This window comes from Xanthobacter sp. NM-25, from assembly GCF_022138605.1.
GTDB lineage: Bacteria > Pseudomonadota > Alphaproteobacteria > Rhizobiales > Xanthobacteraceae > Xanthobacter.
The window spans coordinates 53,337-78,616 of record NZ_JACBFS010000002.1; the positions used below are offsets into that span (position 1 = coordinate 53,337).

Consider the following 25,280-nt stretch of genomic DNA (forward strand, 5'->3'; position numbering starts at 1 on the left):
AATGCCGGGCGGCATGCTTCACGGCGAGGATCTCGATCATCCGCCGCCTCTTCAGCACGCGGGAGAAGAGAGGGCCATCCGGGTACCGGACAAACCCAACCCCTCACCCGGCCTTGAACAGCCCCCGCTCGGCCTTAGCCGGCATCAGCAGGCTCTTCGCCTTGGCGACGATGGCGTCGGCGTCGAGATGGGCTTCGGCCAGCTGGCGGGCCTGGGTATCCTGGTCGATATAGAGGTCGGGCAGCACCATGGCGCGCACCTTCAAGGTGCCCTGGTCCAGCGCGCCTTCGTCGGTGAGGAGTTGCAGCACATGGCTGCCGAAGCCGCCGATGGAGCCTTCCTCGATGGTGATCAGGGCCCCATGGCCGGCAGCGAGACCCAGCACCAGCTCGCGATCCAGGGGCTTGGCGAAGCGGGCGTCGGCGACGCTCACCTGAATGCCCTGCTCCTCCAGCCGCTCCGCCGCCTTCACGGCATCGCCGAGGCGGGTGCCGAGGGAGAGCAAAGCCACGTCGCCAGTGCCGGTGCCGTGCACCAGGCGGCCCTTGCCGATGGGCAGTACCTCACCCGTGGCCGGTCGCTCCACGCCCACCCCTTCACCGCGGGGGAAGCGCACGGCGCTGGGGCCGGCGTCGTGGGCCACCATGGTGGCGATCATATGGGTCAGCTCCGCCTCGTCGGCGGGGGCCATCACGGTCATGCCCGGCAGGCAGGCGAGGAAGGCGATGTCGAAGGCGCCGGCGTGGGTCGCCCCATCCGCCCCCACCAGCCCGGCGCGATCGATGACGAAGCGCACCGGCAGCCCCTGCAGGGCCACATCATGCACCACCTGGTCATAGCCGCGCTGCAGGAAGGTGGAATAGATGGCGCAGAAGGGCTTGAAGCCCTCGGTGGCGAGCCCGGCCGCGAATGTCACCGCATGCTGCTCGGCGATGCCCACGTCGAAGGTGTGATCCGGGTGCACCTGGCCGAACAGGTCGAGCCCGGTGCCAGACGGCATGGCGGCGGTGATGGCCACCACCTTGTCGTCACGCCGCGCCTCGGCGATCAGGCTCTCGGCGAACACCCGCGTATAGGCCGGGGCATTGGACTTGGCCTTCTGCTGGGTGCCGGTGAGCACGTCGAACTTCACCACGCCATGGTATTTGTCGGCGCTGGCCTCGGCGGGGGCGTAGCCCTTGCCCTTCTGGGTCACCACATGGACCAGGATGGGCCCATGCTTGGCATCCCGCACATTCTTCAACACCGGCAGCAGGTGGTCGAGATTGTGGCCGTCGATGGGGCCCACGTAATAGAAGCCCAACTCCTCGAACAGCGTGCCGCCGGTCCAGAAGCCGCGGGCGAACTCCTCGGCTCGCTGGGCGCCGCGCTCCACGAACTTGGGCAGGCGGCCGGCCAATTGCTTGCCGATCTCCCTGAGCGACAGATAGGTCTGCCCGGAGATGAGCCGCGCCAGATAGGCCGACATGGCCCCGGTGGGCGGGGCGATGGACATGTCGTTGTCGTTGAGGATCACGATGAGGCGCGAATCCATGGCGCCGGCATTGTTCATGGCCTCATAGGCCATGCCCGCCGACATGGCGCCGTCGCCGATCACCGCCACCACGTTGCGGTCTTCACCGGCGAGATCACGCGCCACCGCCATGCCGAGCCCGGCGGAAATGGAGGTGGAGGAATGGGCCGCGCCGAACGGGTCGTAGACGCTTTCCGAGCGCTTGGTGAAGCCGGAAAGCCCTCCGCCCTGGCGCAGGGTGCGGATGCGGTCGCGCCGGCCGGTGAGGATCTTGTGGGGATAGCATTGGTGGCCCACGTCCCAGATCAACCGATCATGGGGCGTATTGAAGACGTGGTGCAGCGCCACCGTGAGCTCCACCACGCCCAGTCCCGCGCCCAGATGCCCACCGGTGACGGAGACCGCATCAATGGTTTCCGCCCGCAGCTCGGCCGCAAGCTGAGCCAGCTTGTCCTGGGGCAGGCGCCGCACGTCGGCCGCATCAGTGATGGTATCGAGCAACGGGGTCTTCAAAGACGTCACGGAACCACTCCGCACCGGTCCGCGCCGGCGACACGCGAGGCTTACACAGGGAAATCGGATGGCGCAACGCACCACATTAACCATTCGACCTGTGTCTGGTCCGCTTCTTGCGCTGGGATGGGGCGGCTTCAAGGCGCCGGGGGGGCATCCGCAGCGCCGCGATCGGAGGCCTGAGCGGACGGAACGGCATCGAACAGCCCGCGCAGCTTGCCGGCGCGCACCGCCACCCGGTGCGGATTGAGCAGCAGCGCCGCCAGCCCGCAGCCGGCCAAGAGCTTCAGCGCCGTCACCGCGCGCGGGCGGGCGCGGCCATATTTGGCGCGCACGTAAAGCTCGGACTGCTGCTTGAAGCGATTGATGCGGAAGGTCTGGGAGAGGCTGGGGGTGGAGGAGCCGCCGCCGGCATGGATCACCCGCGCCGCCGGCACCACGATGATGGGCATATGCTGGGCCAGCGCCCGCCAGGAAAGGTCGTCATCTTCATGATAGAGGAAGATGCGCTCGTCGAACCCGCCCAGGCGGAAGAAGGCGGCTCGCGCCATCAGGAAGGCGGCGCCATGGATGAAGCGGGTGCAATAGTCGCCGGCGATCTCTTCGGCCGAAAGGCGGGCCGAACGGCGCACCTTCTCGAAGATGGTGCCCTCCTTGCGCATCAACCGGCCGTCCTCGCCGATGATGGCGGGCATCAGCACCGCGTCTTCCCCGTAGGCTGCCGCCGCTGCCAGCAGGCGCGCCACCGTATCCGGCGCCAAGGCGGCATCGGGGTTGAGGAACAGCACATAGGGCGTCGTCGCACGCCGGGCGCCCGCGTTGCAGGCGGTGCCGAAACCGGTGTTGCGCGGCAAGGGAACGAGCTCCGCCGGTCGCGAGAGATGGGCCGCCCAGGCGGTGCCCTCCGGGCTCGCATTGTCCACCACCACCACGGCACACTCGGGTGGCACGCTGGCGATGGCGCGCCCAATCACGGCGCCGGAATTATAGGTCACGAACACCACGGTCACACGCGGCGCGGGTTCGGGAGAAAGGGTCGACAAGAGGCAGCCTCGGTTTTCGCGGGCGCGCCCTCGGCACGGGGGCGACAGGCTACGCCCGCGTCTCCCACACCTGTGCCGCAAGTGTCGGCGCGGCGCCACCCCCCAGCGCGGCCAAGCTCTCGTCACACGCCACCAGCGCCAGCGCAGCGAGGACGTTCTGCGGTCCGATCACCGTCATGCAGGCGAAGGCGTGGGGACACTGCGCGTGGCTGGGCAGGCGGCAGGGCGCGCAGGCGGCGGCGGAATGCAGAACGACGGTGCGCGGGCCGGCCGGCGCCCACACGCGAATGTCGGCGAAACCGGAGAAGAGCACGACAGAGGGGATCCCCAGCGCCGCCGACAGATGCGCCATGCCGGAATCGACGCCGACGAAGGCACGCGCCCCCCGCAGCAGGTCCGGCACCTGCTCGAGGGTCGTCTGGCCGACGAGATCGCGGACCCGGTCCGAGCCCAGCTCCGCCGCCAGGGCCCGGGCTTCTGCCGCCTCATCCCCATGGCCGATCAGCACCAGATCAAGTTCCGTGCGTTCCAGCAGCGCCCGGGCGAGCCCCAGCCAGCCGGCGTGATGCCAGCGCTTGATCTGCAGGCGTGCGCCGGGCGCCAGCACCACATAGGCCGGGTCCAACGGCTGGCCGGCCCGCCCCAGGGGACCCTGATAGGCGCCGCGTTCCCCCGCCGTGGCCAGGGCCTCCACCAGAACGATCATGCGCGTCTTGGCGTCGAGGGCGGCGGCGGCAGCCTGCGGCCGTGTCAGCGGGTAGATTTCCGGCACCGCAAAATCCAGCGGGAGCCGCTGGGGCCCGGCGTAGGCGACCCGCATCTGCGCATCGACGCCCCACAGCAGCACGCGGGCATCGTCGTCATAGCGAAAATCGATCACGAGATCATAAGGCGGCAAGCCCAGGGCCTTCAGCTCCGCCACATGCGTGGCGCCCGCATAGCCCGCGACCGGCCGCCGCTCGCCAAAGAAATCATAGACGTGGATGGTCTCGAACAGGCCCGTGGACGCGGCCAGATCCCGCAGGAAGGGCGCGCACAGGAGCGCGAGAGGCGAGGTGGGAAAGCACGCCTTGAGCCGCTGCAGGGCGGGCAAGACCGAGATGAAGTCGCCGATATGGTCGAGCTTGACCACCAGGATCGAGGGCGATGGCCCCAGGCTTTGCAGCTTCTGCCACGCCGCGGGCCAGATCTGCGGAACCGGGGTGCCGAGTGGGGGAGGGCTTGTGCCCTTGGAGCGAAACGCGCTTTTGAAGCGGAAAAGATTTTTGAGCTTCACCCAGGCATCCCGCCGGCTGCATCACGCGCCTGACGCGAGGCTAGCCCGGGGCCCGAGCCCTCGCAAGCACGCGGCAACGGGAGATTGACGCAGAATTACGGTATTACCGCCACCGCATTTCGCGTTCAAAACGCGCGTGGAATCCATTAGAAGCGCCCGCATGCGGGACGGCTCAAGCGGACGCGCCATGCGTCGCCATGTGTTCTTTGTGGCGGGATACCATCCCATGACCACGCAGGAGCATTTCCGCGTGTTCGAGCGGGAATTGCGCCGCTTTGCCGGCGTGTGGTCGGTGGAGGCCCATTGCCAGCCGCCGCAGCCTACCCCCACCGGGGCAAGCTGGGAGCTGGCCGTCACCGGCGCCAACTGGCGCACCGAAACCACATTCGAAGTTCTGGCGTGGGATGACCTCGCCCGCACCGACATGGACCGTTCCGTCTGGTCGCACCTCAAGGGCCAGGCGCGGGCCGTGGTGGACATGATCACCTCCGGCACCCTCGCCCGCTATTTCCGCGCCAGCCGCCGCTACGGTCTGTTTTTCCTGTTCACCTATCTGCTGCTGGCCGCGGTGTGGCTGGGCGCCGCCGCCATCGGCACCGCCGTCGCCGCATGGGTCAGCCCGCAGCTCTCCGGCACGGGGTCTTGGCTCACGGGCATTGGCGCGACCCTCATTGCCGGGCTGGCGCTGATGCGCTGGCCGGGACGCAAGTTCCACCTCAAGCAATCCCTGGATCTTGCCGAGTTCTCGGTGGATTTCGCCCATGGCCGCCACCGGGAGGTGGATGAGCGGGTGCGCGCCTTCGCCCGCCGCATCGCCGCGGTGGCGCAGCACGGCGAGAAACAAGGCGACGTGGATGAGATCGTGCTCGCCGGCCACAGCCTCGGCGCCATGCACCTCATCAGCGCGCTGGCCCACATCCTGGATGCGGACCCGGCCTTCGGCACCCGCGTGCCGGTGCGGCTGCTGACCCTGGGCAGCACCACGGCGAAGTTCGCCTTGCATCCGGCGGGCCTGCGGCTGCGGCAGGCGGCGGAAAAGGTGGCGCGGGCTCCGGCCATCGGCTGGCTGGAGATCCAGTCGCGTGACGATATGGTGAGCTTCTACAAGGTGAACCCGGTGACCCTCGGCCCTGCCGAGATCACCGACCACAACACCGCGCCGGGCGACTACGGCGCCCGCCCGCTGGTGCGCCACGCCGCCATCCGCGACATGATCAGCGCCGAGACCTACCGCCGCTTCCGTTTCGACGTGTTCCGGCTGCACTGCCAATGCTTCCTCGCCGGCGACAAGCGGGCCCACCACGATTTCTATGCCTATGTCTGCGGCCCGGTGCCGTTCGATGCCCTGGCGGCGGAGACCGGCGGGCTCCTCGCCTTCGTGGACAGCCTCGGCCGGCTGGTGCGACATGCGGCGGACCCGCGCCGCCCCCTTTCTTCCAACCCTTGAGAGTGCAATGACCCTCATCGCCTTTTCCAAGATCGCCTGGGCGGTCGGCGTCGCGGCCTGGTACGTGCTGCGCATCCCGTTCGAGCGCAAGGCGCGGCGCATGAAGGTGACCAATGCGGCCCACCGCAACGCCCGCGACATGACGCTGCTCACCATCTCCACCCTCGGCCTTGGGGTGACGCCGGCCATCTATGCCCTCACCGGCGTGCCGCGCTTCGCCTCCTATCCCATCACTTTGGTGCAGGTGGTGGCGGGGGTGGTGGTGTTCATCGCCGCGCTGTGGCTGTTCTGGCGCACCCACCGGGCCATCGGCCGCTATTGGTCGGTGACGCTGGAGATCAAGGAGAAGCACGAGCTCGTCACCACCGGCGTCTATGCCCAGGTGCGGCACCCCATGTACTCCGCCTTCTTCATGTGGGCGCTGGCGCAGGCCCTGCTGTTGCCCAACTGGATCGCCGGCCCGGCGGGCCTGGTGGGCTTCGGCATCCTGTTCTTCTTCCGCGTGGGCCGCGAGGAACAGATGATGCGGGAAGCCTTCGGCGCCGAATATGACGCCTATGTCCGCCGCACCAAACGGATCATTCCCGGCATCTATTGAGAACAAAGCGCGGTCCGGGCGCCGCCCGCGATTCGGACCGCTTGTGTTCCCTTGTGCGAGAATACCCGCCGGCACGCCTGTGCCAGAATGGGACAGCGCAAGTCCCAAGAACAAAGCGCGTCTGGCGGGCCACAAGCGATTCGGACACCCTGTGTTCCCGCTTCAATCCGCGCGACGCCGGAAGGTGTCCCGATCCGGCACAGGTGCGAGGGGAAAGGCGGAACCGGGCGCTGGAAGCGATTCGCGCCCGGTCTGTTCCCGGTCCGGCCGCTGCGATCAGCCGGCCTGTCTCAAGATGGGACAGGCCGCGCATACCCACTCAACGGACCAGATGCAGAACAAGGCGCGCGCCGCGATTCGGACACGGCCTGTTCCCGGTCCCGTCCCACGGCGTCCCGAAACGGGACGCTCAGCGCTCCGGATCGAGGGGGGCGAGGCCGGCCGGCTGGCCTTCGGCATCGCGAGTGATGGTCTCCACCCGGGCCTCGGCCTGCTTGAGCAGCGCCTCGCAGCGGGCTTTCAGGGCCTCGCCGCGCTCATAGATGGCGATGGATTCCTCCAGCGGCACGTTGCCCTTCTCCAGGCTGGTCACGATGGTTTCCAGCTCCGCCAGGGCCTGCTCGAAGGAGAGCCCCGCCACATCGGCCGCTTTCGCGCCCTTGGCGCCCTTCGCCGGTGCGCTTGTTCCTGCCTCGCTCATGTTCCTGCCTCGCTCATGGCCGTCTCCCGTGATTCCGTGGCGCCACCATAGCGGAGGCGCGGGCGCCCCTTGAAGTGCGAGGGGTGGCCCTCACCGCGCCCCTTTGCTAGAAGCGCGCCAATCAGATGGAAACTCGACCCATGTCCGCCGCGGCCCCCGCGCCCCTTTCCGCGCACGATCCCCGCATTCTCGAAGAGGCGCTCATCGCCCGCTTCGATGCGGCCGGATACACGCGCCTCGATCCGCCGATCCTCCAACCCGCCGACGTTTTCCTGGATCTCTCCGGAGAATCCATCCGGCGCCGCATGTTCCTGACGGCGGATGCGGAAGGCCACGAACTGTGTCTGAGGCCGGATCTCACCATTCCGGTGGCCCGCGCCGTTCTGGCCGATCAGGTGCCGATGCCGGCTGCGGTGAGCTATCTCGGCCCGGTGTTCCGCTTCCGCGGAGAGGGATCCGGCGAGTTCCGCCAGGCGGGTGTGGAATCCTTCGGCCGCGCCGACATCGAGGCGGCCGATGCGGAGATCCTCTCCCTCGGCCTCGACGTATGCGCCCTTTACGGGGTGGAACGGCCGGAGATCCGGCTCGGCGACGTGGGCCTGTTCGCCGCGCTTCTGGAGGCCCTGCCCCTCGCCCCCGCCCTGCGCCGGCGGCTCCTGAAGGATTTCGGCCAGGGCCGGCTCGACACCGAGATGCCCCGCGCCGCGCCGGCGCCCTCCCCGGCGGCGGCCCATTCCGGCGTGCTGGCAGCGCTGGCCGGCGCCGACCCGGCAGCCGCCAAGGCCCTCATCACCGATCTGTTGTCCATCGCCGGCATCACCACGGTGGGCGGGCGCTCGGTCTCGGAAATCGCCGCGCGCTTCCTGGAGCAGGCCTCCCTCGACGCCGGCGGTGGCCTGTCCGACGAGACGGCGGCGATCCTGACGCGCTATCTGGCCATCCGCGGCCAGCCCGAGGTCGCCTCCGCGCAGATGCGCGCGCTGGCGACAGAGGCCGGCATCGACCTTGGTGGTGCCCTCGACCTGTTCGACCGGCGCACCGGTTTCCTCACCGCCCACAACGTGCATCTCGCCGACGTGGCCTTCTCCACCGCCTTCGGCCGGCCGCTCGATTATTACAGCGGCATGGTGTTCGAGCTGCACGCCCCTGGTGGCGGCGCGCCCGGCCCGCTGGTGGCGGGCGGGCGCTATGACCGGCTTTTGTCGCGCCTCGGCGCCGAAACCTGCGTGCCTGCCGTCGGCCTCGCCGCCTGGGTGGAGCGGCTCGCGGCGGTGGATGGCTTCAACACCAGCGGGCTTTCCCGATGACCCCTGCAAACCCGCTCATCCTCGCCGTCCCTTCCAAGGGCCGCCTGCAGGAGAATGTGCACGCCTTCTTCGCCCGCGCCGGCATGGCGCTGACGCAAGCCCGCGGCGCCCGCGACTATCGCGGCGCCCTCCGCGGCGTGGAGAATGTGGAAGTCGCCTATCTCTCGGCCTCCGAGATCGCCGCCGCCCTCGCCTCCGGCGCCGCCCATCTGGGCGTGACCGGCGAAGATCTGGTGCGCGAGAACATCGTGGACGCCGACGCCCGGGTAGCGCTCCTGGAAAAGCTGGGCTTCGGCTATGCCAATGTGGTGGTGGCGGTGCCGCAGGCCTGGATCGACGTGCGCACCATGGACGATCTCGACGACGTGGCGAGCCACTTTCATGGCCGCACCGGCCGGCGCATCCGGGTGGCGACCAAATATGTGAACCTCACCCGCAGCTTCTTCGCTCGCTCCGGCATCGTCGATTACCGCATCGTCGAGAGCGCCGGCGCCACCGAGGGCACGCCGGCCGCCGGCAGCGCCGAGCTGATCGTCGACATCACCACCACCGGCGCGACCCTGGCCGCCAACGGCCTGAAAGTGGTGGATGACGGCATCATGCTGAAATCCGAGGCGAACCTCGTCGCCTCCCTGACCGCCGAATGGGACGCGGGCACGCGGGCCGCCGCCCGCGCCATGTTCGATCGGCTGGGCGCGGAGAAGCGCGCCCGCACCATGCGCGAGGTGCGCACCCGCTTCGCCAGCTGCGACATGTCGCTGGTGGAGGAAGCGGTGGCGCAGTTCCGCTGCGTGGCGCCGTTTGGCGGTCCCACCTCCTCCGGCATGCTGACCTTGCACTGCCCGCCCGACACCCTGCACGGCCTCGCCACCTTCCTGCGGACCCGCGGCGCGAGCATGGTGACGGTGGCCCCCATCGAATACGTCTTCGCCTCCGACAATCCCCTCTTCGAGGCGCTGGAAGCCCGGCTCGCTGGCGCCCGCACCGGCGCCTGAGGCGGTTTGACACGAGGCGGTCGCGCGCGACCAGGTGCGCGGATGCGGCATTAATGCCATGCTCAAGCTTTGCATTTTGCCGAGCATTGCCATGACATCGCATCCGTTTCCCTCCAGATCCTCCTGGCCGCGTCTTTTCGGTGCTTTTGCGGGCGGCGGGGGGATCGGCGCCCTGGGCGGGCTCATCGGGCTCGGCGGCGCCGAGTTCCGTCTGCCGCTGCTGATCGGCGCCTTCGGCTTCGATGCCCTGGCCGCGGTGATCCTCAACAAGGCCATGAGCCTCGTGGTGGTGGCTTCGGCCCTGCCGTTCCGCATGGCCGCGGTGCCGCTGGACGCGCTTGTGGGGAATTGGGGGATCATCGCCAATCTGCTGGCGGGCAGCCTGCTGGGGGCGTGGCTGGGGGCGGGCTGGGCCACCAAGCTCGCATCCCGCACCCTGTTCCGGGTCATCGCGGCGCTGCTGGTGGTCATCGCAGTGGTGCTGGTGACCCTGCATGATCCCGATGGCAGCGCGGCGCCATTCAGCGGCATGACACTGGTGGTTGCGGGCATCGCCGCCGGTTTCGTCATCGGCATCTTCGCGTCGCTGCTGGGGGTGGCCGGCGGCGAACTGCTGATCCCGACCCTGGTGCTGCTGTTCGGCGCCGACATCAAGCTCGCCGGCAGCCTGTCTCTCGCCATCAGCCTGCCCACCATGCTGGTGGGATTTGCCCGCTACAGCCAGGATCGTAGCTTCGCCGTGCTGGGTGAAAACAAGGCCTTCGTGGTTATGATGGCGCTCGGCTCCATCATCGGCGCCTTCATCGGCGGACGGCTGCTGGGGCTCGTGCCCTCCGCCCTCCTGCTGCCGGCCCTCGGCCTCATCCTCTTGCTCTCCGCCATCAAAGTCTGGCGACACGCCTGAGGCGCGGGCCGGCTTTCCACGGCCACGATCGCGTCCTAGTCTCTGCGCCGAAACAGCATCGCGGGTTGCGCCCCTGGCGCCTCACCCCACACCCGCCGATGCCTCCGGGAGCCTTGTCATGCGTGATGCCGAGCCGCAGCCCATTCGCCTTGCCGATTACCGCCCGCCCGAATGGCTCGTGGAGACCGTCAACCTGGATGTCGCGCTGCACCCCACCCAGACCCGCGTCACCGCCCGCCTCGCGCTCCGCCGTAACCCGGCGGGCACCGCCGATGCGCCGGTGGTGCTCGAAGGCGACGGTTTGACCCTGGTGCGGCTCGCCGTGGACGGCCAGGCGCTGGCCGGTTCCAGCTTTGAGGCGACGCCCGACCGCCTCACCCTTGCCCATCCGCCGGCCGACAACTTCACGTTGGAAGTGGAGACCCTGGTGGACCCCACCGCCAACACCCAGCTGATGGGGCTTTATCGCTCCTCCGGCAATTACTGCACCCAGTGCGAGCCGGAAGGCTTCCGCCGCATCACTTACTTTCCCGATCGGCCGGACGTGCTCGCCGTCTACACCACCCGTATCGAGGCGGAGAAGGACGAGGCGCCCATCCTGCTCTCCAACGGCAATCTGGAGAAGGCGGGCCCCATCCCCGGCACCAGCCGCCATTATGCCGTGTGGCATGATCCCTGGCCGAAGCCGTCCTATCTGTTCGCGCTGGTGGGGGGAAAGCTCGCCAAGGTCGCCGACCATTTCGTGACCGCCTCGGGGCGGCCGGTGGCGCTCGGCATTTATGTGGAGGAAGGCAAGCAGGACCGTGCCGGCTACGCCATGGATGCGCTGAAGCGCTCCATGCGCTGGGATGAGACCGCCTTCGGCCGCGAATACGATCTCGACGTGTTCAACATCGTCGCCGTGTCCGATTTCAACATGGGCGCCATGGAGAACAAGGGCCTCAACGTCTTCAACGACAAATACGTCCTGGCCAGCCCGCAGACCGCTACCGATGCCGATTACTCCGGCATTGAGGGGGTGATCGCCCACGAATACTTCCACAATTGGACCGGCGACCGCATCACCTGCCGCGACTGGTTCCAATTGTGCCTAAAGGAGGGCCTCACCGTCTTCCGCGATCAGGAATTCTCCTCCGACCAGCGCTCCCGCCCGGTGAAGCGTATCGCTGACGTGCGGGCGCTCAAGGCGGCCCAGTTCACCGAGGATTCAGGCCCCCTCGCCCACCCGGTGCGGCCGCAGACCTATCGCGAGATCAACAACTTCTACACCGCCACCGTCTATGAGAAGGGTGCCGAGGTGGTGCGGATGCTCAAAACCCTTCTGGGGGACGACGGCTTCCGCTCGGGCATGGACCTCTACTTCAAGCGCCACGATGGGGAAGCGGCCACCATCGAGGATTTCGTCGCCGCCTTCGCCGATGCCACCGGCCGCGACCTTTCCCAATTCGCCTTGTGGTACGAGCAATCGGGCACGCCGGTGCTCACGGTCAACGGCACCTATGACGCCGCCGCCGGCACCTACCGCCTGGACGTGGCCCAATCGGTGCCGCCCACCCCGGGCCAGACCGACAAGAAGCCCATGGTGATCCCGCTGGTGCTCGGCCTCGTGGGGCCGGACGGCAAGGACATGCCGCTGATGCTGGGCAATACGCCGGTGCCGCGCGGCGTGCTGGAGATCACCCAGCCGAAGCAGAGCTTCCTCTTCACCGGCATCGACGCGCAGCCCGTGCCTTCCCTCAACCGCGGCTTCTCGGCACCGGTGAACGTGGTGAGCGAGCTGTCTGCGGAAGAGCGGGTGTTCCTCGCTGCCCACGACGCCGACCCCTTTAACCGCTTCGACGCCTTGCAGGGCCTCGCGCTGGGTCTGCTCAAGGAGAGCGCGCGCACCGGAGCCCCGGCAGCCCCCGAGGCGCTGATCGGCGCGGCCGAGCTGCTGCTGGCGGACCCGGCCCTCGATCCCGCCTTCAAGGCTCAGGCCCTGGCCCTGCCCGGCGAAGGCGAAGTCGCCCGCGAGCTCGCCACCGATGTGGACCCGGACGCCATCTATGCGGCGCGCAAGGCTCTCAAGGGCTCGGTGGGCGCAGCCCTCGCCAGTGGCTTCAAGGGCGCCTATGAGGCGCTCGCGACCAGCGGCGCGTTCACGCCCGATGCCGCGTCCGCCGGCCGCCGCGCCCTGCGCAATCTCGCCTTGGACTATCTGGCGGTGAAGGGCGACGACGCAGGCATCGCCCGCGCCAGCGCCCAGTTCGAGGCCGCCGACAACATGACCGACCGGCTCGCCGCCCTCGCGGTGCTCGCCCAGCATGACCGGCCGGAACGGGAACAGGCCCTGGCCGCCTTCTACGAGCGCTTCAAGGCCGATGCCCTGGTCATCGACAAGTGGTTCATCCTGCAGGCGCAGATCGCCGCCCCCGACACCCTGGAGCGGGTGCAGCGGCTGATGGAGCATCCCGCCTTCTCCCTCGGCAACCCCAACCGGGTGCGCTCGCTGATCGGCGCTTTTGCCGCCGGCAACCCCACCCAGTTCAACCGCGCCGACGGCGCCGGCCATGCCTTCGTGGCCGACGTGGTGCTGACGCTCGACCCGAAGAACCCGCAGGTGGCCTCGCGGCTGCTGTCGTCGTTCAAGACCTGGCGCCAGCTGGAGCCCATGCGCCGCGCCAGCGCCGAGGCCGCCCTGCGCCGGGTGGCCGGCACGCCGGGCCTGTCCGCCGACGTGTTCGACATCGCCACCCGCGCCCTCGGGTGAGCGCTTCCGGCATATGAAACGATGCGGCCGGCGCCTCCCGCCGGCCACGCCATTGCTGCCAGAAACGGGATAACATCCCTCACAATCGCTGGATTATCCCGAACCTCCGCACGGCCTATCTCTCGGTCATCGAACGCGGCCAACCAACGCCGCACCATCGGGAGAAACACCATGCGTACCGTGACTTATACCGCTCTCGCCCTTGCCGCTTCCCTCTCGCTGGCCGGCATCGCCCGGGCCGACGACACCGTGACAAACGGCAATCTGGAAGCCCGCAAGGTCTCTGAGCAGTCCTGGATCGAAGCACAGCAGAACAAGGCCTCCGCCGCCCGCCTCGGCTACACCGCGCCGGCCAGCAGCCGCGTGCAGAATGTCGAAGGCATCTTCGAGCGCGGCGCCGCCAAGACCCGCGACCAGCAGTTCATGGAAGAAGGCGACCGCGGCCTCGGCACCAACTGATCCGCGGCCGGGCTCAACTGCCTGCCGCTCCATGACTCCATTTCCTTGACCCGATCGGGGCGCACGGTGAAAACCGTGCGCCCCGATCGGCGTTTACGAGCCGCGCCACGGCCTGCCCGTCTTCGCCTACCGCCGCCACGTTGAAGAAGACGTGATCACCGCAGCGTGCCAGCCGCTTCACCGCCGGCACGCCCGGCGCGGACAAGCCTCCCGCGGCGGGCCGACCGACCCTAGAAGGGTCGCGAAATAATCATTATATTTCAATTTTATAAAGCATTTTGCGCAGTGCGAGAACATCGATGGAAATCGCTACGTATAAGGCCAATTGCTGCGCAAAATGGCATAAACTCATTCGTTCTGGCGCTATTATCCCGCAGGCACTCCAGGCCTATCTCCCCGTCACCAAACGCGGCCAATGACGCCGCACCGATTGGGAGAAACACCAATGCGTACTCTGACTTATACCGCTCTCGCCCTTGCCGCTTCGCTCTCGCTGGCCGGCATCGCCCGGGCCGACGACACCGTGACAAACGGCAATCTGGAAGCCTACAAAGTGGCCGAGCAGTCCTGGCTGGAAGCACAGCAGAACAAGGCTGCGGCCCCTGGTGCCCTCGGCTATGCCACGCCCGCCAGCAGCCGCATGCAGAATGTCGAGGCCATCTTCAGCCACGATGCGGCCAAGACCGCCGATCAGCGCTTCATGGAGCAGGGCGACCGCGGCCTCGGCACCAACTGATCTGGCAGACGCCGTTTCCTCGCCTATCTAAGCTGCGAAGGTCCAACCGGAGTGCCCGCGAGAACGGGCGCCCCGGTTGGCGCGTCGAGGGCCCCATCGCGCCGCCCTCGACACCCACAGGAGGACGCCATGGCCCGCTTTGATGATGTGGAAGTCTTTGTGCGCGTCGTGGAGCGCGGCAGCTTTCACGGCGCGGCCCAGCAGCTCGGCTTGCCCGCCACATCGGTGAGCCGCAAGGTGAAGGCGCTGGAAGAACGGCTGGGGGTGCAGCTGTTGCACCGGACCACACGGCGCGTGTGGCCCTCCGATGCCGGACAGGCCTATTACCAGCGCTGCGTGAGTGCGGTCGCACTCCTGGATCAGGCTGATGCGCAGGTGCGTGCCCTCACCCAAGAGCCCGAGGGGGTCCTCAGGGTGCTCATGACCCACGGCACCGGCGTACTGGTGGTGGAACCGGAACTGGCGGCGTTTCGCGCCCGCTATCCCAAGGTGCAGCTCAACATCACGCTGGACAACCACCCCCTCGACCTGGTGGAGCACGGCTTCGATCTGGCCATCCGTCAGGGGCCGGTGCGCGATTCCAGCTATCACGTCCGGCGGCTGGGCCTTTCTCCCCTGCACCTGCTGGCGAGCCCGGCCTATCTGGACCAGGCCGGACGGCCCGAGCACCCGCGAGACCTGCTGCAGCACGCCTTGATCGACGTGCGCTCCGATCCCGGTCAGAATATCTGGGCGCTGGAAGGCCCCGAAGGCGGGGTGGAGCTGCGCATCGAGCCCAGCCTCGTGACCAACGACCCGCTTCTGGCGGCGCGCCACGCCATCAGCGGCGGGGGCATCACGCTGCTCTCCCGCTGCTTCAGCCGCCGGCGCATCGACATCGGCGAGCTGGAAGTGGTGCTGCCGCAATGGGAACGGCGTGAACCGCTGGAAACGGTGGCGCTCTTTCCCGCGCGGGCGACACTCGACCTCAAGGTGCGGGTGTTCCTGGACTTCCTGGCCGACGCCTTCGGCCGCTGGTTCCGCACGGAGCGCCCTGCGCCGGCGGTGGTTTCCAGCTCCGCCGCCTAAACCACCCTGGCAAGGGCCTCCGCGATCGCTATGCTTGGGCGCACCACCGCAAAGGAACGTGCCGCCCCGGCCTGCCCGGCAGCCGGCGCGCGAGAACGAGGAGGACGCCCATGGATCAGCGCTGCACCGATTTCACCCCCGCTCCGCCCACATCTCGCGCCGCGCCTATGTCCGCCCTCGACGCCATCGGCTCACGCCGCGCCGTGCGCGCCTTCCTGCCGACGGCGGTTGCTCCGGAGACCATCGACCGGATTCTGGAGATCGCGGCCCGCGCACCCAGCGGCACGAATATGCAGCCCTGGCAGGTCTGGGTGCTCACCGGCGCGCCACTCGCCGCGCTCTCGCAGGAACTGGTGGCCCGCGCCCGGGCCGGCGAAAGCGAGCAGCCCGCCTATGCCTATTATCCCAAGCAGTGGCGGGAGCCCTATCTGTCCCGGCGCCGGAAGGTGGGGTGGGACCTCTATGGCGCGCTCAACATCGGGCGCTCGGATGCCGAGCGCATGAGCGCGCAGCACGCGCGCAACTTCTGCTTCTTCGACGCCCCCGTGGGGCTGATCTTCACCATCGACCGGGATCTGGAGCTGGGCTCCTGGCTCGATTATGGAATGTTCCTGGAGAACATCATGGTCGCCGCCCGCGCGTTCGGGCTGGATACCTGCCCCCAGGCGGCGTTCATCCACCACGCCTCGATCATCGCCCACCGGCTCGCCATCCCCGACGAGCAGATGCTGGTGTGCGGCATGGCCCTTGGCCATGCCGATCCGAATGCACCTGAAAATCGTTTTGCGACCGTCCGCGAGCCGCTCTCCGCCTTTGTGCGGCGGGTGGAGCACCTGGTGCCGGACCTGCCGGCCACCTGAGGGCGCCACCCGCGCCGCGGCGTCAGTAGTCGACCACACCTTCCAAGGCATAGTGCTTGATGGTCTTGCGGTTGGCGATCAGCTCGTCGATGCTCGGCTTGCCGGTCATCGCGCGGGTGATAGCGAGCTTGGTCGCCTCGTAATTGGTCCGATAGAGATCCGCCCGGTCGAGATCGGGATCCTCGGCGCAGCGCGGATCGAGCCACACCATGATGATCATGCACAGCTCGTCGACCTCGTCCTTCGGCAGGATCCCGTTGCTGACACAGTCGACGATGGCATCGCCCATGGCCGCCTGAACCACGCCCCCCAGCAGCTCCACATATTCGGCCGAGCGGATGGTGGCCTTGGTGGTCATCATGGTGGCCGGCCGCACCTGCTGGTTCAGGTCGCGCACCACGAACATGCGCGTATGCCCTTCCACCTGCCCCATCATGCTGGCGAAGGCCTGGCCCACCGGGCCCCGCACCGAGCCGATCAGCACTTCCGGCATGGCATCGGTGGCTTGCCCGTCCCGCGCCAGAACCGTTGCCTCACCCGTCTTGAACCAGATGTCCGTCATTGCGCGTCCTTCCCACGACATTCGGGTTTCATACGACGGCGTTAACGTCCGCCGCTGCCCGACGCCGCACACAAGCAGCCTCGCCCCGCCCCGTCCATGCGCCAACACGTCCCGCTGTGATCGGCGCGCTGGCCGGCATGAAAAGTTGTCCCCATTTTCCCCAATTGCACGCGAGAGGGTCATTCGGCCCGCGAGCGACTCCGCTCACGCAATTCAGCCCGCAATGGAGCGTGATTTTTCCGCCCTTGACACCCGCCAAGCCTGGACAAATCACCCGCGATTCGATTCCAATGGAGACGATTCGGAGAGATGCGGCACGTCCCTCCAGATCTAGGACGTGGAAGCTGCGAGCTTAGGCCGCTCAAGGCTTCCGAGAGACCCGAAGGAGACCGGCGATGGCACGCGCCAACGCTGCGAGCGTCGGCGCGCGCGACCAAGCCATTCGAGGTCTGGCACGGTCGATTGCGCGCCCTGCCTACCAGCGCCTGCTCGATGCTGAGCCGGTCCTCCGGCGGATCGTCCCTGCCCTCATCATCACTTTTCTGGTGGTGATAGGAGCGGGTGCGGTGGTGCAGGTGCATAGCCATCGGCTCAACGTCCTCGAGAATGCCAAGGACGATCTCTCCCTGCTGGCCCTCGCCACGGCCGAGGGGCTGGCGCAGCGCGCCGGGTCGACCTCCATCGCCTCGGCGCTCGCCGACAGCCTGCCGCCGCGCGCCACCGAGTCCGGCCGCCGGGTCTATGTCACCGACAGCACCGGGCGCATCGTCGCCACCGCGCCGCAGTTGGCGCGCACCCCCGCGACCCTGGCCGATCTGATCGACCCCGCCCAGCCCCTCGCCATCTTCGCCGAGCAGGCCGGCGTGCTCGAAGTCCCCGTCGATGGCGACACCGCACTGGCCACCATCCGCAATCTCAAGTCGCCCTTGGGCCAGATCGTCTATGTCCAGCCCCTCGACCGCGCCCTCGCCGCGTGGGCGGACACGACGACCCTCACGGTGACCTTGTTCACCACCACTGGCGCGGTGCTGCTGATCCTCGGCTTTTCCTTCCACTGGCAGGCCACCCGCGCCCGCGAGGCGGACCATATCTACGACACGGTGCGCCGCCGCATCGACACCGCGCTCAACCGTGGCCGCTGCGGCATGTGGGATTGGGACATGGCGCGCGGGCGCATGTACTGGTCCGACACCATGTTCGAGATCCTCGGCCTGGAGCGCAAGGATGAGCTGATCTCCTTCGGCGAGATCACCAAGCTGGTCCACCCGGACGACGGCGACCTCTACGAGCTCGCGCAGGAGCTGGCGGACCGGCCCGGGGCGTCGGTGGATCGCGTGTTCCGCATGCGCACCTCCAAGGGCGACTATGTGTGGCTGCGCATGCGCGCCGAAGTGGTTCAGCAGGCGGGCGAGGATGGTCCTCACCTGATCGGCATCGCCATGGACGTGACCGAGACCCAGCACATGGCCGAGCGGACCGTGACCGCCGACATGCGCCTGCGGGACGCCATCGAGAGCATCTCGGAATCCTTCGTGCTGTGGGACAGCCAGAACAAGCTGGTGCTGTGCAATTCCAAGTTCCAGAGCCTGCATGAGCTGCCCGATGAGGCCATCCACGCCGGCACCCCCTTCGAGACCATCGCCTCGGTCGGCCGCCACCCCGTGACCCGCACGCCGCTCAAGCCGGAAGACCGGCCGGAGGAAGGCTCCCGCGCCTTCGAGGCCCAGCTCTCCAACGGCCGCTGGCTGAAGATCGCCGAGCGCCGCACCAAGGACGGCGGCTACGTCTCGGTGGGCACCGACATCACCACCATGAAGCGCCATGAGGAGCGCCTCATGGATAACGAGAAACGCCTCATGGCGCTCGTCGCGGACCTGCGGAAATCGCAGCAGACCCTGGAGCATCAGGCCCAGCAGCTGGCGGAACTGGCAGAGAAATACTCGGAAGAGCGCAACAAGGCGGAAGGCGCCAACCGCGCCAAGAGCGAGTTCCTGGCCAATATGAGCCACGAGCTGCGCACCCCGCTCAACGCCATCATCGGCTTTTCCGAGATCATGGAAAGCGGCATGTTCGGCCCGCTCGGCTCGCCCAAGTACGCGGAATATTGTTCCGATATCAAAGGCTCCGGCACCTACCTGCTCGACGTCATCAACGACATCCTCGACATGTCGAAGATCGAGGCGGGGCGCATGCAGCTGGAGGTGGAGGAGGTCGCCCTCGACGAGATCATCGCCGATGCCATGCGGGTGACCGCCGTCAACGGCGACGAGAAGGGCATCAAGATGACCGTCACCGCCGGCGAAAACCTCGCCATCAAGGGGGACCGTCGGGCCTTGAAGCAGATCCTCCTCAATCTTCTGTCCAACGCGGTGAAATTCACTCCCGAGAACGGTCGGATCTCGGTGAAGGCACGCGTCAACGGCACTGCGGCGGTGATCGCCATCGAGGATACCGGCATCGGCATCGCCAAGGACGCGCTGGCGCGGATCGGCCGGCCGTTCGAGCAGGTGGAAAGTCAGTTCACCAAGACCCACAAGGGGTCCGGCCTCGGCCTCGCCATCGCCAAGTCGCTGGTGGAGCTGCACGGAGGCGCCATGCGCATCCGTTCCACGGAAGGCATGGGCACCTCCGTGATCGTGCGGCTGCCGGTGGACGGGCGCGCGGCCAATTCCAACGAGACACCCAAGCTCGCCGCCGTCATGTGAGCCGAATACGGCACCTGCGTCGCGGCAGCCCTTGACGCCCCGCCGCGACGCAGCTTCCCTGCCAGCCGTGCCCCCGCGCCCCGCGCTCCCTCTCCAGAGGCCTGGCAGGATTCCATGATCGAGACATTCCCCCGCCCGCAACGGTCCGGATGCGGCCGCTTCGCGCTGTTCCGCCTGCCGCTTGCCCGGCCCATCGCGCGCACCCGCGAAACGCTGTGCGCGGCCGCCCTTTCGGCATCCCTCGTGATCTCCCTGATGCTGGCCGGCGCGGGCGGAGCCACCGCTGCGGAAGGCGCCAAGCCGTTCGACCCAAAAGTGCCGCCACCGGAAACCATCGCGCTGCCGATTGCCAAAGGCCAGATCGACGCGGCCGTCGCCAAGCTGGATGATTTCGCCAACGGCCTCATGAAGCGGTCCGGCATTCCCGGCATGGCCGTGGTGGTGGTTCGCGATGGCAAGACCATCTACCTCAAGGGGTTCGGGGTCCGCGAGGTCGGGGTCGAAGGGGCCGTTGACGGCGACACCGTGTTCCAGCTGGCATCCCTCTCCAAGGCCATCGGCGCCAGCGTCGTCGCCCATGAAGTCGGCGCGGGCGTGGTGGGCTGGGATACGCCGGTCACGAAACACTTGCCCTGGTTCGCCTTGAAGGATCCTTGGGTGACCCGGCACGTCACCATCGCCGACCTTTACACCCATCGCTCCGGCCTGCCGGATCACGCGGGAGACATCCTGGAGGACCTCGGCTTCGACCAGCGGCAGATTCTGAAGCGGCTACGGGAGCTGCCCCTGTCCCCCTTCCGCATCTCCTATGCCTACACCAATTTCGGCCTGACGGCGGGCGCCGAAGCCGTGGCCGCAGCGGCCCATAAGGACTGGGCGACCTTGTCCGAGGAGGCGCTCTACAGGCCGCTCGGCATGACCGCCACCTCCTCCCGCTTCAGCGACTTCATGGCTCGCGCCAACCGCGCGGTGCCGCATGTGCGTGAGAAGGAGGTGTTCGTTGCCAAGTACCAGCGGCAGCCGGATGCGCAGAGTCCGGCTGGCGGCGTCTCGTCGTCGGCGCGGGACATGGGCCGCTGGCTCGCCTTCGTGCTCGGCAATGGCACCGTGGACGGACATGAGATCGCGCCCGCGTCGGCGCTCTTGCCGGCCATCACCGCCCAGATCATCTCGGCGCCCTCAGCCACACCCACCGCGCGCCCGAGCTTTTACGGACACGGCTTTGGGGTGTCCGTCACCCCCGCCGCACGGGTGATGCTCTCGCACTCCGGCGCGTTCCTCTTGGGCGCCGGCACCACCTTCATGATGCTGCCCTCGGCCAACATCGCCATTGCCGTGCTCACCAATGCCCAGCCCGTGGGTGCGGCGGAGGCGCTGGCCATGCAGTTCATGGACATGGTGGAGTTCGGCACCCTGACCCGTGACTGGTATGCCGCCTACAACGGCCTGATGGCGCCCATGTACCAGCCCCTCGGCGCGCTTGCGGGCCATGTGGAGCCGGCAACCGCCACGCCGGCGCGGCCGCTCACGACCTATACAGGCACGTACGCCAACGGCTATTTCGGACCCGCGTCTGTGACTCTCAAGAATGGCGGGTTGGTGCTGACCGTGGGCCCCAAGCCCATGCAATATCCGCTGGCGCACTGGAGCGGGGACGTCTTCACCTTCGTTCCCGCGGGGGAAAGCGCCCCGGCCGGCTCGGTGTCGCAGGTGACGTTCACGCGCAAGGGATCGCGCGCCAGCGCCATGACTGTCGAGTTCCTCAACGAGAACGGGCTTGGAACCTTCACGCGATCACGCAAATGAGGCGCGCCGCTGCCGGGCCTCAGCCCTCGGCAGCAGGCACCACCAGCGCATCGCAGCTCAAGCCATCCAGCACCGACTTGGCGGTGCTGCCCACCAGCAGCTCCAGAAGCGGGCCCTTGCCCTGGGTGCCGAGCACCACCAGATCGGCGCTGAAGGCGCTGACATATTGCTGGATCAGCTGAGCCGGTGCGCCGCGTTCCACCAGCACATCCAGAAGCTGTGGCCCGGTCGCGCCCGCCTCCTTCAGGAAGGCGAGGACATCGTTGGTCACCACCTTGCCATAGGCATCCCGATAGTCGGTCGGATCGGTCAGCATACCGCCGAGCGGCGGCTCATAGGCATGCAGCACGCGATAGCCCACACCGGGGAAGAAGGTGCCGGCGACACCCAGGGCCACCCGCGACGCGGGCGAAAGGTCGACCCCGACGACGATGCTGCCATAGGCATGCCGCGGCCGCTGCCGCACCACCAGCACCGGCACCCGCGCATTGCGCAGCACCCGATCCACCGTGGAGCCGATGAAGAAGCGCCCCAGGGGCTCGTCACGCGCCACGGCGATCACGATCACGTCGCACGCCTTGCGCTGCGCGGCGGCAAGGATCACCTCCGACGCTTCCCCCTCCTCCACCACGGTGGTGACCGGCCGCGACACGCCTTCCAAGGCGCGATTGAGGGCCGCCTGTGCCAACTCCAGCGGGCGCGGGCCGCGGCGCCAGGACGGCAGATCCTGCTCAGCCTCAGCAATGGCGGGAACGTCGTTCTCCTCGAGCGCGTGCACCGCGATCAGCTCCGCCCCCCACTGGTCCGCCAAGGCCACCGCGCGATCCAACGCGCGATCGCAGCGTGGGCCGAGATCCGTGGCGAGAAGCACCCGTTGGGGCGGTGACGACGGAACAACGGTCATAACGGAACGGTCCTCCCTCATGTTGTGCATGGCCCGGCAGCCCTCATTCCGCAACGGAATGGCCTCGACCGCCAGTGGACCGAAGGACGCGCCAGCGGCGCATTACGCCGCAGCGTCTTCAAGGACCCGCTGGAAGATGGCGCGCACCTTGGCCTGCGTATCCACCAGATAGGCTTCCATTGTGCCGAAATCCGGCATCTCGCCGGCCCGCGCCAGCAAGGCCCGCAATGCCGGGCTCGCATCCGAGGGAACGATGTGTGCATCCACGGCCAGGCGCAGCACCTGGGTCAGGTCCTGGTAGAGCCGGCAGGCGCGGATGAGAACCTGCGCGTCCTCCGCCTCCAACAGGTGCAGACGCTCGGCGGCCGCCAGCACCCGCGCGGTAGCGGTGTCGACGATTCCTTCATGATCATGCCCGTGGGCGAGGACCAGATATTGGGCCAGGAATTCCACATCCACCTGGCCACCGGCCGCGTGCTTGAGGTTCCATTTGTCGTCCTCGCCCTTCTCGGCAGCGATGGCGACACGCATGTCGAGGATGTCCCGGGCGAGGCGCCGCCGATCGCGCGGCTGGCGCATGACGGCGCAGATCACCTCCTGCACCCGGGCCTGGAAGTCGCTGTCCGCCGCGATCACCCGCGCGCGGGTCAGTGCCATGTGCTCCCAGGTCCAGGCATCTTCGCGTTGATAGACCGCAAAGGTGGTCAGGCGGGTGGCGAGGGGCCCAGAGCGGCCGGAGGGCCGCAGCCGCAGGTCCACGTCGTAGAGCTTGCCGGCATTGGTCAGGGAGGTGAGCGCCGTCACCAGCCGCTGGGTGAAGCGCGCGAAATACTGCGCGCCCTGCAGGGGACGGGGGCCATCGGAGGTGGGGTCCACATCGGCATCGTGATCGTAGAGCACGATCAGATCGAGATCGGAGCCTGCCGTCATCTCGCGCCCGCCGAGCTTGCCCATGGCCAGCACCGCGGTGCGGGCGCCGGCAATGGTGCCGTGGGCCTCCACGAAGCGCTGCCACACCCGCCAATGCAGGGCGCGGATGATGACTTCCGCCAGCCGCGCATAAGCCTCGCCGGCGCGCGCCGCCGCCAGGGTCCCCGAGGCGATCCGCACGCCGATCAACACATGCTGCTCCTGGCGGAAGCGCCGCGCGCGATCGAACTGCTCCTCCTCGGTCTCGGCCGTGTCCAGGAGGTGATTGAGCAGCGTCTCCAGGCTCTCCTCATCGGGCAGCACGTCGAAGAAGGCCGGATCCAGCAGAGCATCGGTCAGGGATGGTCGACGCGCCAGGGTCTCGCCAAGCCGGGGCGCCGCGGTGAGGATGGTCGCCAGCAGGCGCACCAGATCCGGATGTCGGTCGAGAGCGGCCAGAAGGTGGGGCCCAGGCAGCTCGGTCAGGAAGCGGTCCGCGGCAATCAGCGCGCCATCGGGATCGCCCCCGCGGGCGAGGGATTCCAGCAGCAGCGGAACGATGCGGGCGAGATGCTGACGGGCAGATTGGGTCTTTAGTGCGCGCGGCCCACCGGCCATCCAGCCGCGCACGATGCCGCTTGCCGCCGGCGCCTCGCGAAAGCCGAGGCGCGCCAGAGCCGCCAGGGTCTGGCGGTCGTTCTCCGCTTCCGGAAAGACGAGGTCGGCATCGAGCACGGCCGGCGGCGGGGCATCCTCGAACAGCTGGGCATAATGCCCCTGCACCCGCTGCAGGCGCTCCACCAGGGCGGCCGCGAAGGCATCGCGATCGGCATAGCCCATGAAGTGAGCAAAGGCCTCCACGGCCGCGCGGCTCTCCGGCAGCTCGTGGGTCTGGGCATCCGCCACCATCTGGATCCGGTGCTCGACCCGCCGCAGGAACAGATAGGCCTCGGTGAGCTCGTCACGCACCTTGGGAGCGATCCAGCGGTGAACCGTGAGGGCCTCCAGCGCATCGAGCGTGCGCGAGGTCCGCAGCAAGGGATCCCGGCCGCCGGCGATGAGCTGCTGGGTCTGGACGAAAAACTCGATCTCGCGGATACCGCCACGACCAAGCTTCACATTGTGACCTTCCACCGCCACCACGTCATGGCCGCGGAACGCATGAATCTCGCGCTTCATGGCGTGCACGTCAGCGATGGCCTGGAAGTCGAGCACCCGGCGCCACACGAATGGCGCGAGATCGGCCAGATAGCCGCGTCCCACCTCCAGATCACCCGCCACCGGCCGGGCCTTGATGTAGGCGGCCCGCTCCCAGGTGGCGCCCTCGCGCTCGTAATAGTCGAGTGCGGCATTGATGGAGAGGGCAACCTGGGTGGAGCCGGGATCGGGCCGCAGCCGCAGATCCACCCGCAGAACATAGCCGTCGACCGTCCGCTCCTGCAGCAGCCGCACCAGCCCCTTGGTGATTTTCACGAAGAACGGGCTCGCCTCCACGCCATCCGCCAGCGGTGCGAGGTCGCGGTCGTAGATGACGATGAGATCGATGTCGCTCGAATAGTTGAGCTCCCGCGCGCCGTGCTTGCCCATGGCGATCACCGCGAGCCCGCAGCCCAGGCTGGGATTGGCCCCATCGGGTGGCAGCAGCTTCCCCGCCCGCGCGGCATCCAGCAGAAGGAAGTCCAGGGCCCCACGCACGGCAGCGTCGGCGACGTCACTGAGCGCGGCCGTCACGTCCACCAGATCAAAGGCCCCGCCGATGTCGGCCAAAGCGATCAGCAGCGCCGCCTCGGCACGCATCCGTCGCAGGGCGCGCGCCACCTCGGCTTCCTCCGGCGCGGCATGCGCCACGCCATCGCACGCGGCGATCAGCCGTTCCAAGTGATGATCCGGCTCGCTGGTGAGAATGCGCAGCAGACGCTGGGGTTCGGAACGGATCAGCTCCAGCAGAAAGGGCGAGCCTTCCGCCACACCGAGGCAGACCTGATGGGCCAGGGGTTTTTCGGCGAACAGCCGTTCCAGGACCTCCTGCTCCGCCGGCGCCAAACGATCGAGGGCGAAACTCAGCTTGAGCTGGGCGCCCTCGGCATCCACGAGCACTGGGGCTTCCCGCATCAGGGCGGCAAGGCGTGAACCTTCGGGCGAATCCGGAACGTGGGGCGCGCGCATGGATGGACCTAAAGGCACGGGGGGACGAGATGTGCAACCCCCCAAACGGCACAAGCGTCG

General features: G+C 68.0%; 19 protein-coding genes. 12 read left to right on the forward strand and 7 right to left on the reverse strand.

Annotation, left to right across the window (positions count from 1 at the left end):
* Positions 1-103: 103 nt before the first annotated feature.
* The 3 genes from dxs to MEU52_RS21930 form a co-directional block, all read right to left on the reverse strand.
* Positions 104-2,035 (reverse strand): 1-deoxy-D-xylulose-5-phosphate synthase, encoded by a 1,932-nt coding sequence (gene dxs / locus MEU52_RS06045; protein WP_238120846.1) that lies wholly within the window; start codon positions 2,033-2,035, stop codon positions 104-106.
* A 128-nt stretch (positions 2,036-2,163) separates the two neighbouring features.
* Positions 2,164-3,069, reverse strand: coding sequence for a glycosyltransferase family 2 protein (locus tag MEU52_RS06050; protein WP_238120845.1), 906 nt, complete (start codon positions 3,067-3,069; stop codon positions 2,164-2,166).
* A gap of 49 nt (positions 3,070-3,118) precedes the next feature.
* Complete coding sequence (locus MEU52_RS21930; RefSeq protein ID WP_238120844.1) at positions 3,119-4,345, reverse strand: glycosyltransferase family 9 protein; 1,227 nt, start codon at positions 4,343-4,345, stop codon at positions 3,119-3,121.
* 226 nt (positions 4,346-4,571) lie between these two features.
* On the opposite strand from MEU52_RS21930, the gene MEU52_RS06060 reads away from it, so the two are divergent.
* Both MEU52_RS06060 and MEU52_RS06065 read left to right on the forward strand, forming a co-directional pair.
* Positions 4,572-5,792, forward strand: a complete 1,221-nt coding sequence (locus MEU52_RS06060) for a hypothetical protein (protein WP_238120843.1) — start codon at positions 4,572-4,574, stop codon at positions 5,790-5,792.
* 7 nt (positions 5,793-5,799) lie between these two features.
* Entirely contained in the window at positions 5,800-6,390 is a 591-nt protein-coding gene (locus tag MEU52_RS06065; RefSeq protein ID WP_238120842.1) for a protein-S-isoprenylcysteine O-methyltransferase, read from the forward strand.
* 409 nt (positions 6,391-6,799) lie between these two features.
* Here the strand turns inward: MEU52_RS06065 and MEU52_RS06070 are convergent, their stop codons facing one another.
* Positions 6,800-7,090 carry an exodeoxyribonuclease VII small subunit gene (locus MEU52_RS06070; RefSeq protein ID WP_238120841.1) on the reverse strand — a complete coding sequence of 97 codons (291 nt, stop codon included), beginning with the start codon at positions 7,088-7,090 and terminating at the stop codon, positions 6,800-6,802.
* Between the two features lie 140 nt (positions 7,091-7,230).
* On the opposite strand from MEU52_RS06070, the gene MEU52_RS06075 reads away from it, so the two are divergent.
* The 8 genes from MEU52_RS06075 (at position 7,231) to MEU52_RS06110 (ending at position 16,168) form a co-directional block, all read left to right on the forward strand.
* Positions 7,231-8,397: an ATP phosphoribosyltransferase regulatory subunit gene (locus MEU52_RS06075; RefSeq protein ID WP_238120840.1), complete on the forward strand. Its 1,167-nt coding sequence runs from the start codon at positions 7,231-7,233 to the stop codon at positions 8,395-8,397.
* Positions 8,394-9,392, forward strand: a complete 999-nt coding sequence (gene hisG, locus MEU52_RS06080) for an ATP phosphoribosyltransferase (protein ID WP_238120839.1) — start codon at positions 8,394-8,396, stop codon at positions 9,390-9,392. Before MEU52_RS06075 ends, hisG begins: the two co-directional genes overlap by 4 nt.
* Positions 9,393-9,483: 91 nt before the next feature.
* Positions 9,484-10,296, forward strand: a complete 813-nt coding sequence (locus tag MEU52_RS06085; RefSeq protein ID WP_238120838.1) for a sulfite exporter TauE/SafE family protein — start codon at positions 9,484-9,486, stop codon at positions 10,294-10,296.
* Between the two features lie 118 nt (positions 10,297-10,414).
* Positions 10,415-13,045, forward strand: coding sequence for an aminopeptidase N (pepN, locus tag MEU52_RS06090; protein ID WP_238120837.1), 2,631 nt, complete (start codon positions 10,415-10,417; stop codon positions 13,043-13,045).
* A gap of 171 nt (positions 13,046-13,216) precedes the next feature.
* On the forward strand, positions 13,217-13,504 hold the full coding sequence (locus MEU52_RS06095) for a hypothetical protein (protein WP_238120836.1): 288 nt from the start codon (positions 13,217-13,219) through the stop codon (positions 13,502-13,504).
* Positions 13,505-13,949: 445 nt separating this feature from the next.
* Positions 13,950-14,240, forward strand: a complete 291-nt coding sequence (locus tag MEU52_RS06100) for a hypothetical protein (protein ID WP_238120835.1) — start codon at positions 13,950-13,952, stop codon at positions 14,238-14,240.
* Between the two features lie 129 nt (positions 14,241-14,369).
* Positions 14,370-15,308, forward strand: a complete 939-nt coding sequence (locus MEU52_RS06105) for a LysR family transcriptional regulator (protein ID WP_238120834.1) — start codon at positions 14,370-14,372, stop codon at positions 15,306-15,308.
* A gap of 110 nt (positions 15,309-15,418) precedes the next feature.
* Positions 15,419-16,168, forward strand: a complete 750-nt coding sequence (locus tag MEU52_RS06110; protein WP_238120833.1) for a nitroreductase — start codon at positions 15,419-15,421, stop codon at positions 16,166-16,168.
* 22 nt (positions 16,169-16,190) lie between these two features.
* On the opposite strand, the gene fae is transcribed toward MEU52_RS06110, so the two are convergent.
* Positions 16,191-16,730 carry a formaldehyde-activating enzyme gene (fae, locus tag MEU52_RS06115; RefSeq protein ID WP_238120832.1) on the reverse strand — a complete coding sequence of 180 codons (540 nt, stop codon included), beginning with the start codon at positions 16,728-16,730 and terminating at the stop codon, positions 16,191-16,193.
* Between the two features lie 395 nt (positions 16,731-17,125).
* Between fae and MEU52_RS06120 the strand changes: the two genes are divergently transcribed.
* Together MEU52_RS06120 and MEU52_RS06125 are read left to right on the forward strand one after the other, a co-directional pair.
* On the forward strand, positions 17,126-19,435 hold the full coding sequence (locus MEU52_RS06120; protein ID WP_238120831.1) for a sensor histidine kinase: 2,310 nt from the start codon (positions 17,126-17,128) through the stop codon (positions 19,433-19,435).
* 114 nt (positions 19,436-19,549) lie between these two features.
* Positions 19,550-21,241 (forward strand): serine hydrolase, encoded by a 1,692-nt coding sequence (locus tag MEU52_RS06125; RefSeq protein ID WP_238120830.1) that lies wholly within the window; start codon positions 19,550-19,552, stop codon positions 21,239-21,241.
* Positions 21,242-21,260: 19 nt separating this feature from the next.
* On the opposite strand, the gene MEU52_RS06130 is transcribed toward MEU52_RS06125, so the two are convergent.
* Together MEU52_RS06130 and MEU52_RS06135 are read right to left on the reverse strand one after the other, a co-directional pair.
* A complete protein-coding gene (locus tag MEU52_RS06130; protein WP_238120829.1) occupies positions 21,261-22,145 on the reverse strand; it encodes a universal stress protein in 885 nt (294 codons plus the stop codon).
* 102 nt (positions 22,146-22,247) lie between these two features.
* The gene (locus tag MEU52_RS06135; RefSeq protein WP_238120828.1) at positions 22,248-25,220 is read right to left on the reverse strand and encodes a bifunctional [glutamine synthetase] adenylyltransferase/[glutamine synthetase]-adenylyl-L-tyrosine phosphorylase; all 2,973 of its coding nucleotides are present in this window, start codon (positions 25,218-25,220) and stop codon (positions 22,248-22,250) included.
* Between the last annotated feature and the right edge of the window lie 60 nt (positions 25,221-25,280).

Excerpts from the sequence above, each read along its gene's own strand:
- MEU52_RS06060 (WP_238120843.1), top strand. The coding sequence starts at position 4,572 with ATGACCACGCAGGAGCATTTCCGCGTGTTCGAGCGGGAATTGCGCCGC.
- MEU52_RS06065 (WP_238120842.1), top strand. The coding sequence starts at position 5,800 with ATGACCCTCATCGCCTTTTCCAAGATCGCCTGGGCGGTCGGCGTCGCG.
- MEU52_RS06070 (WP_238120841.1), bottom strand. The coding sequence starts at position 7,090 with ATGAGCGAGGCAGGAACAAGCGCACCGGCGAAGGGCGCCAAGGGCGCG.
- MEU52_RS06075 (WP_238120840.1), top strand. The coding sequence starts at position 7,231 with ATGTCCGCCGCGGCCCCCGCGCCCCTTTCCGCGCACGATCCCCGCATT.
- hisG (WP_238120839.1), top strand. The coding sequence starts at position 8,394 with ATGACCCCTGCAAACCCGCTCATCCTCGCCGTCCCTTCCAAGGGCCGC.
- MEU52_RS06085 (WP_238120838.1), top strand. The coding sequence starts at position 9,484 with ATGACATCGCATCCGTTTCCCTCCAGATCCTCCTGGCCGCGTCTTTTC.
- pepN (WP_238120837.1), top strand. The coding sequence starts at position 10,415 with ATGCGTGATGCCGAGCCGCAGCCCATTCGCCTTGCCGATTACCGCCCG.
- MEU52_RS06095 (WP_238120836.1), top strand. The coding sequence starts at position 13,217 with ATGCGTACCGTGACTTATACCGCTCTCGCCCTTGCCGCTTCCCTCTCG.
- MEU52_RS06100 (WP_238120835.1), top strand. The coding sequence starts at position 13,950 with ATGCGTACTCTGACTTATACCGCTCTCGCCCTTGCCGCTTCGCTCTCG.
- MEU52_RS06105 (WP_238120834.1), top strand. The coding sequence starts at position 14,370 with ATGGCCCGCTTTGATGATGTGGAAGTCTTTGTGCGCGTCGTGGAGCGC.
- MEU52_RS06110 (WP_238120833.1), top strand. The coding sequence starts at position 15,419 with ATGGATCAGCGCTGCACCGATTTCACCCCCGCTCCGCCCACATCTCGC.
- fae (WP_238120832.1), bottom strand. The coding sequence starts at position 16,730 with ATGACGGACATCTGGTTCAAGACGGGTGAGGCAACGGTTCTGGCGCGG.
- MEU52_RS06120 (WP_238120831.1), top strand. The coding sequence starts at position 17,126 with ATGGCACGCGCCAACGCTGCGAGCGTCGGCGCGCGCGACCAAGCCATT.
- MEU52_RS06125 (WP_238120830.1), top strand. The coding sequence starts at position 19,550 with ATGATCGAGACATTCCCCCGCCCGCAACGGTCCGGATGCGGCCGCTTC.
- MEU52_RS06130 (WP_238120829.1), bottom strand. The coding sequence starts at position 22,145 with ATGACCGTTGTTCCGTCGTCACCGCCCCAACGGGTGCTTCTCGCCACG.
- MEU52_RS06135 (WP_238120828.1), bottom strand. The coding sequence starts at position 25,220 with ATGCGCGCGCCCCACGTTCCGGATTCGCCCGAAGGTTCACGCCTTGCC.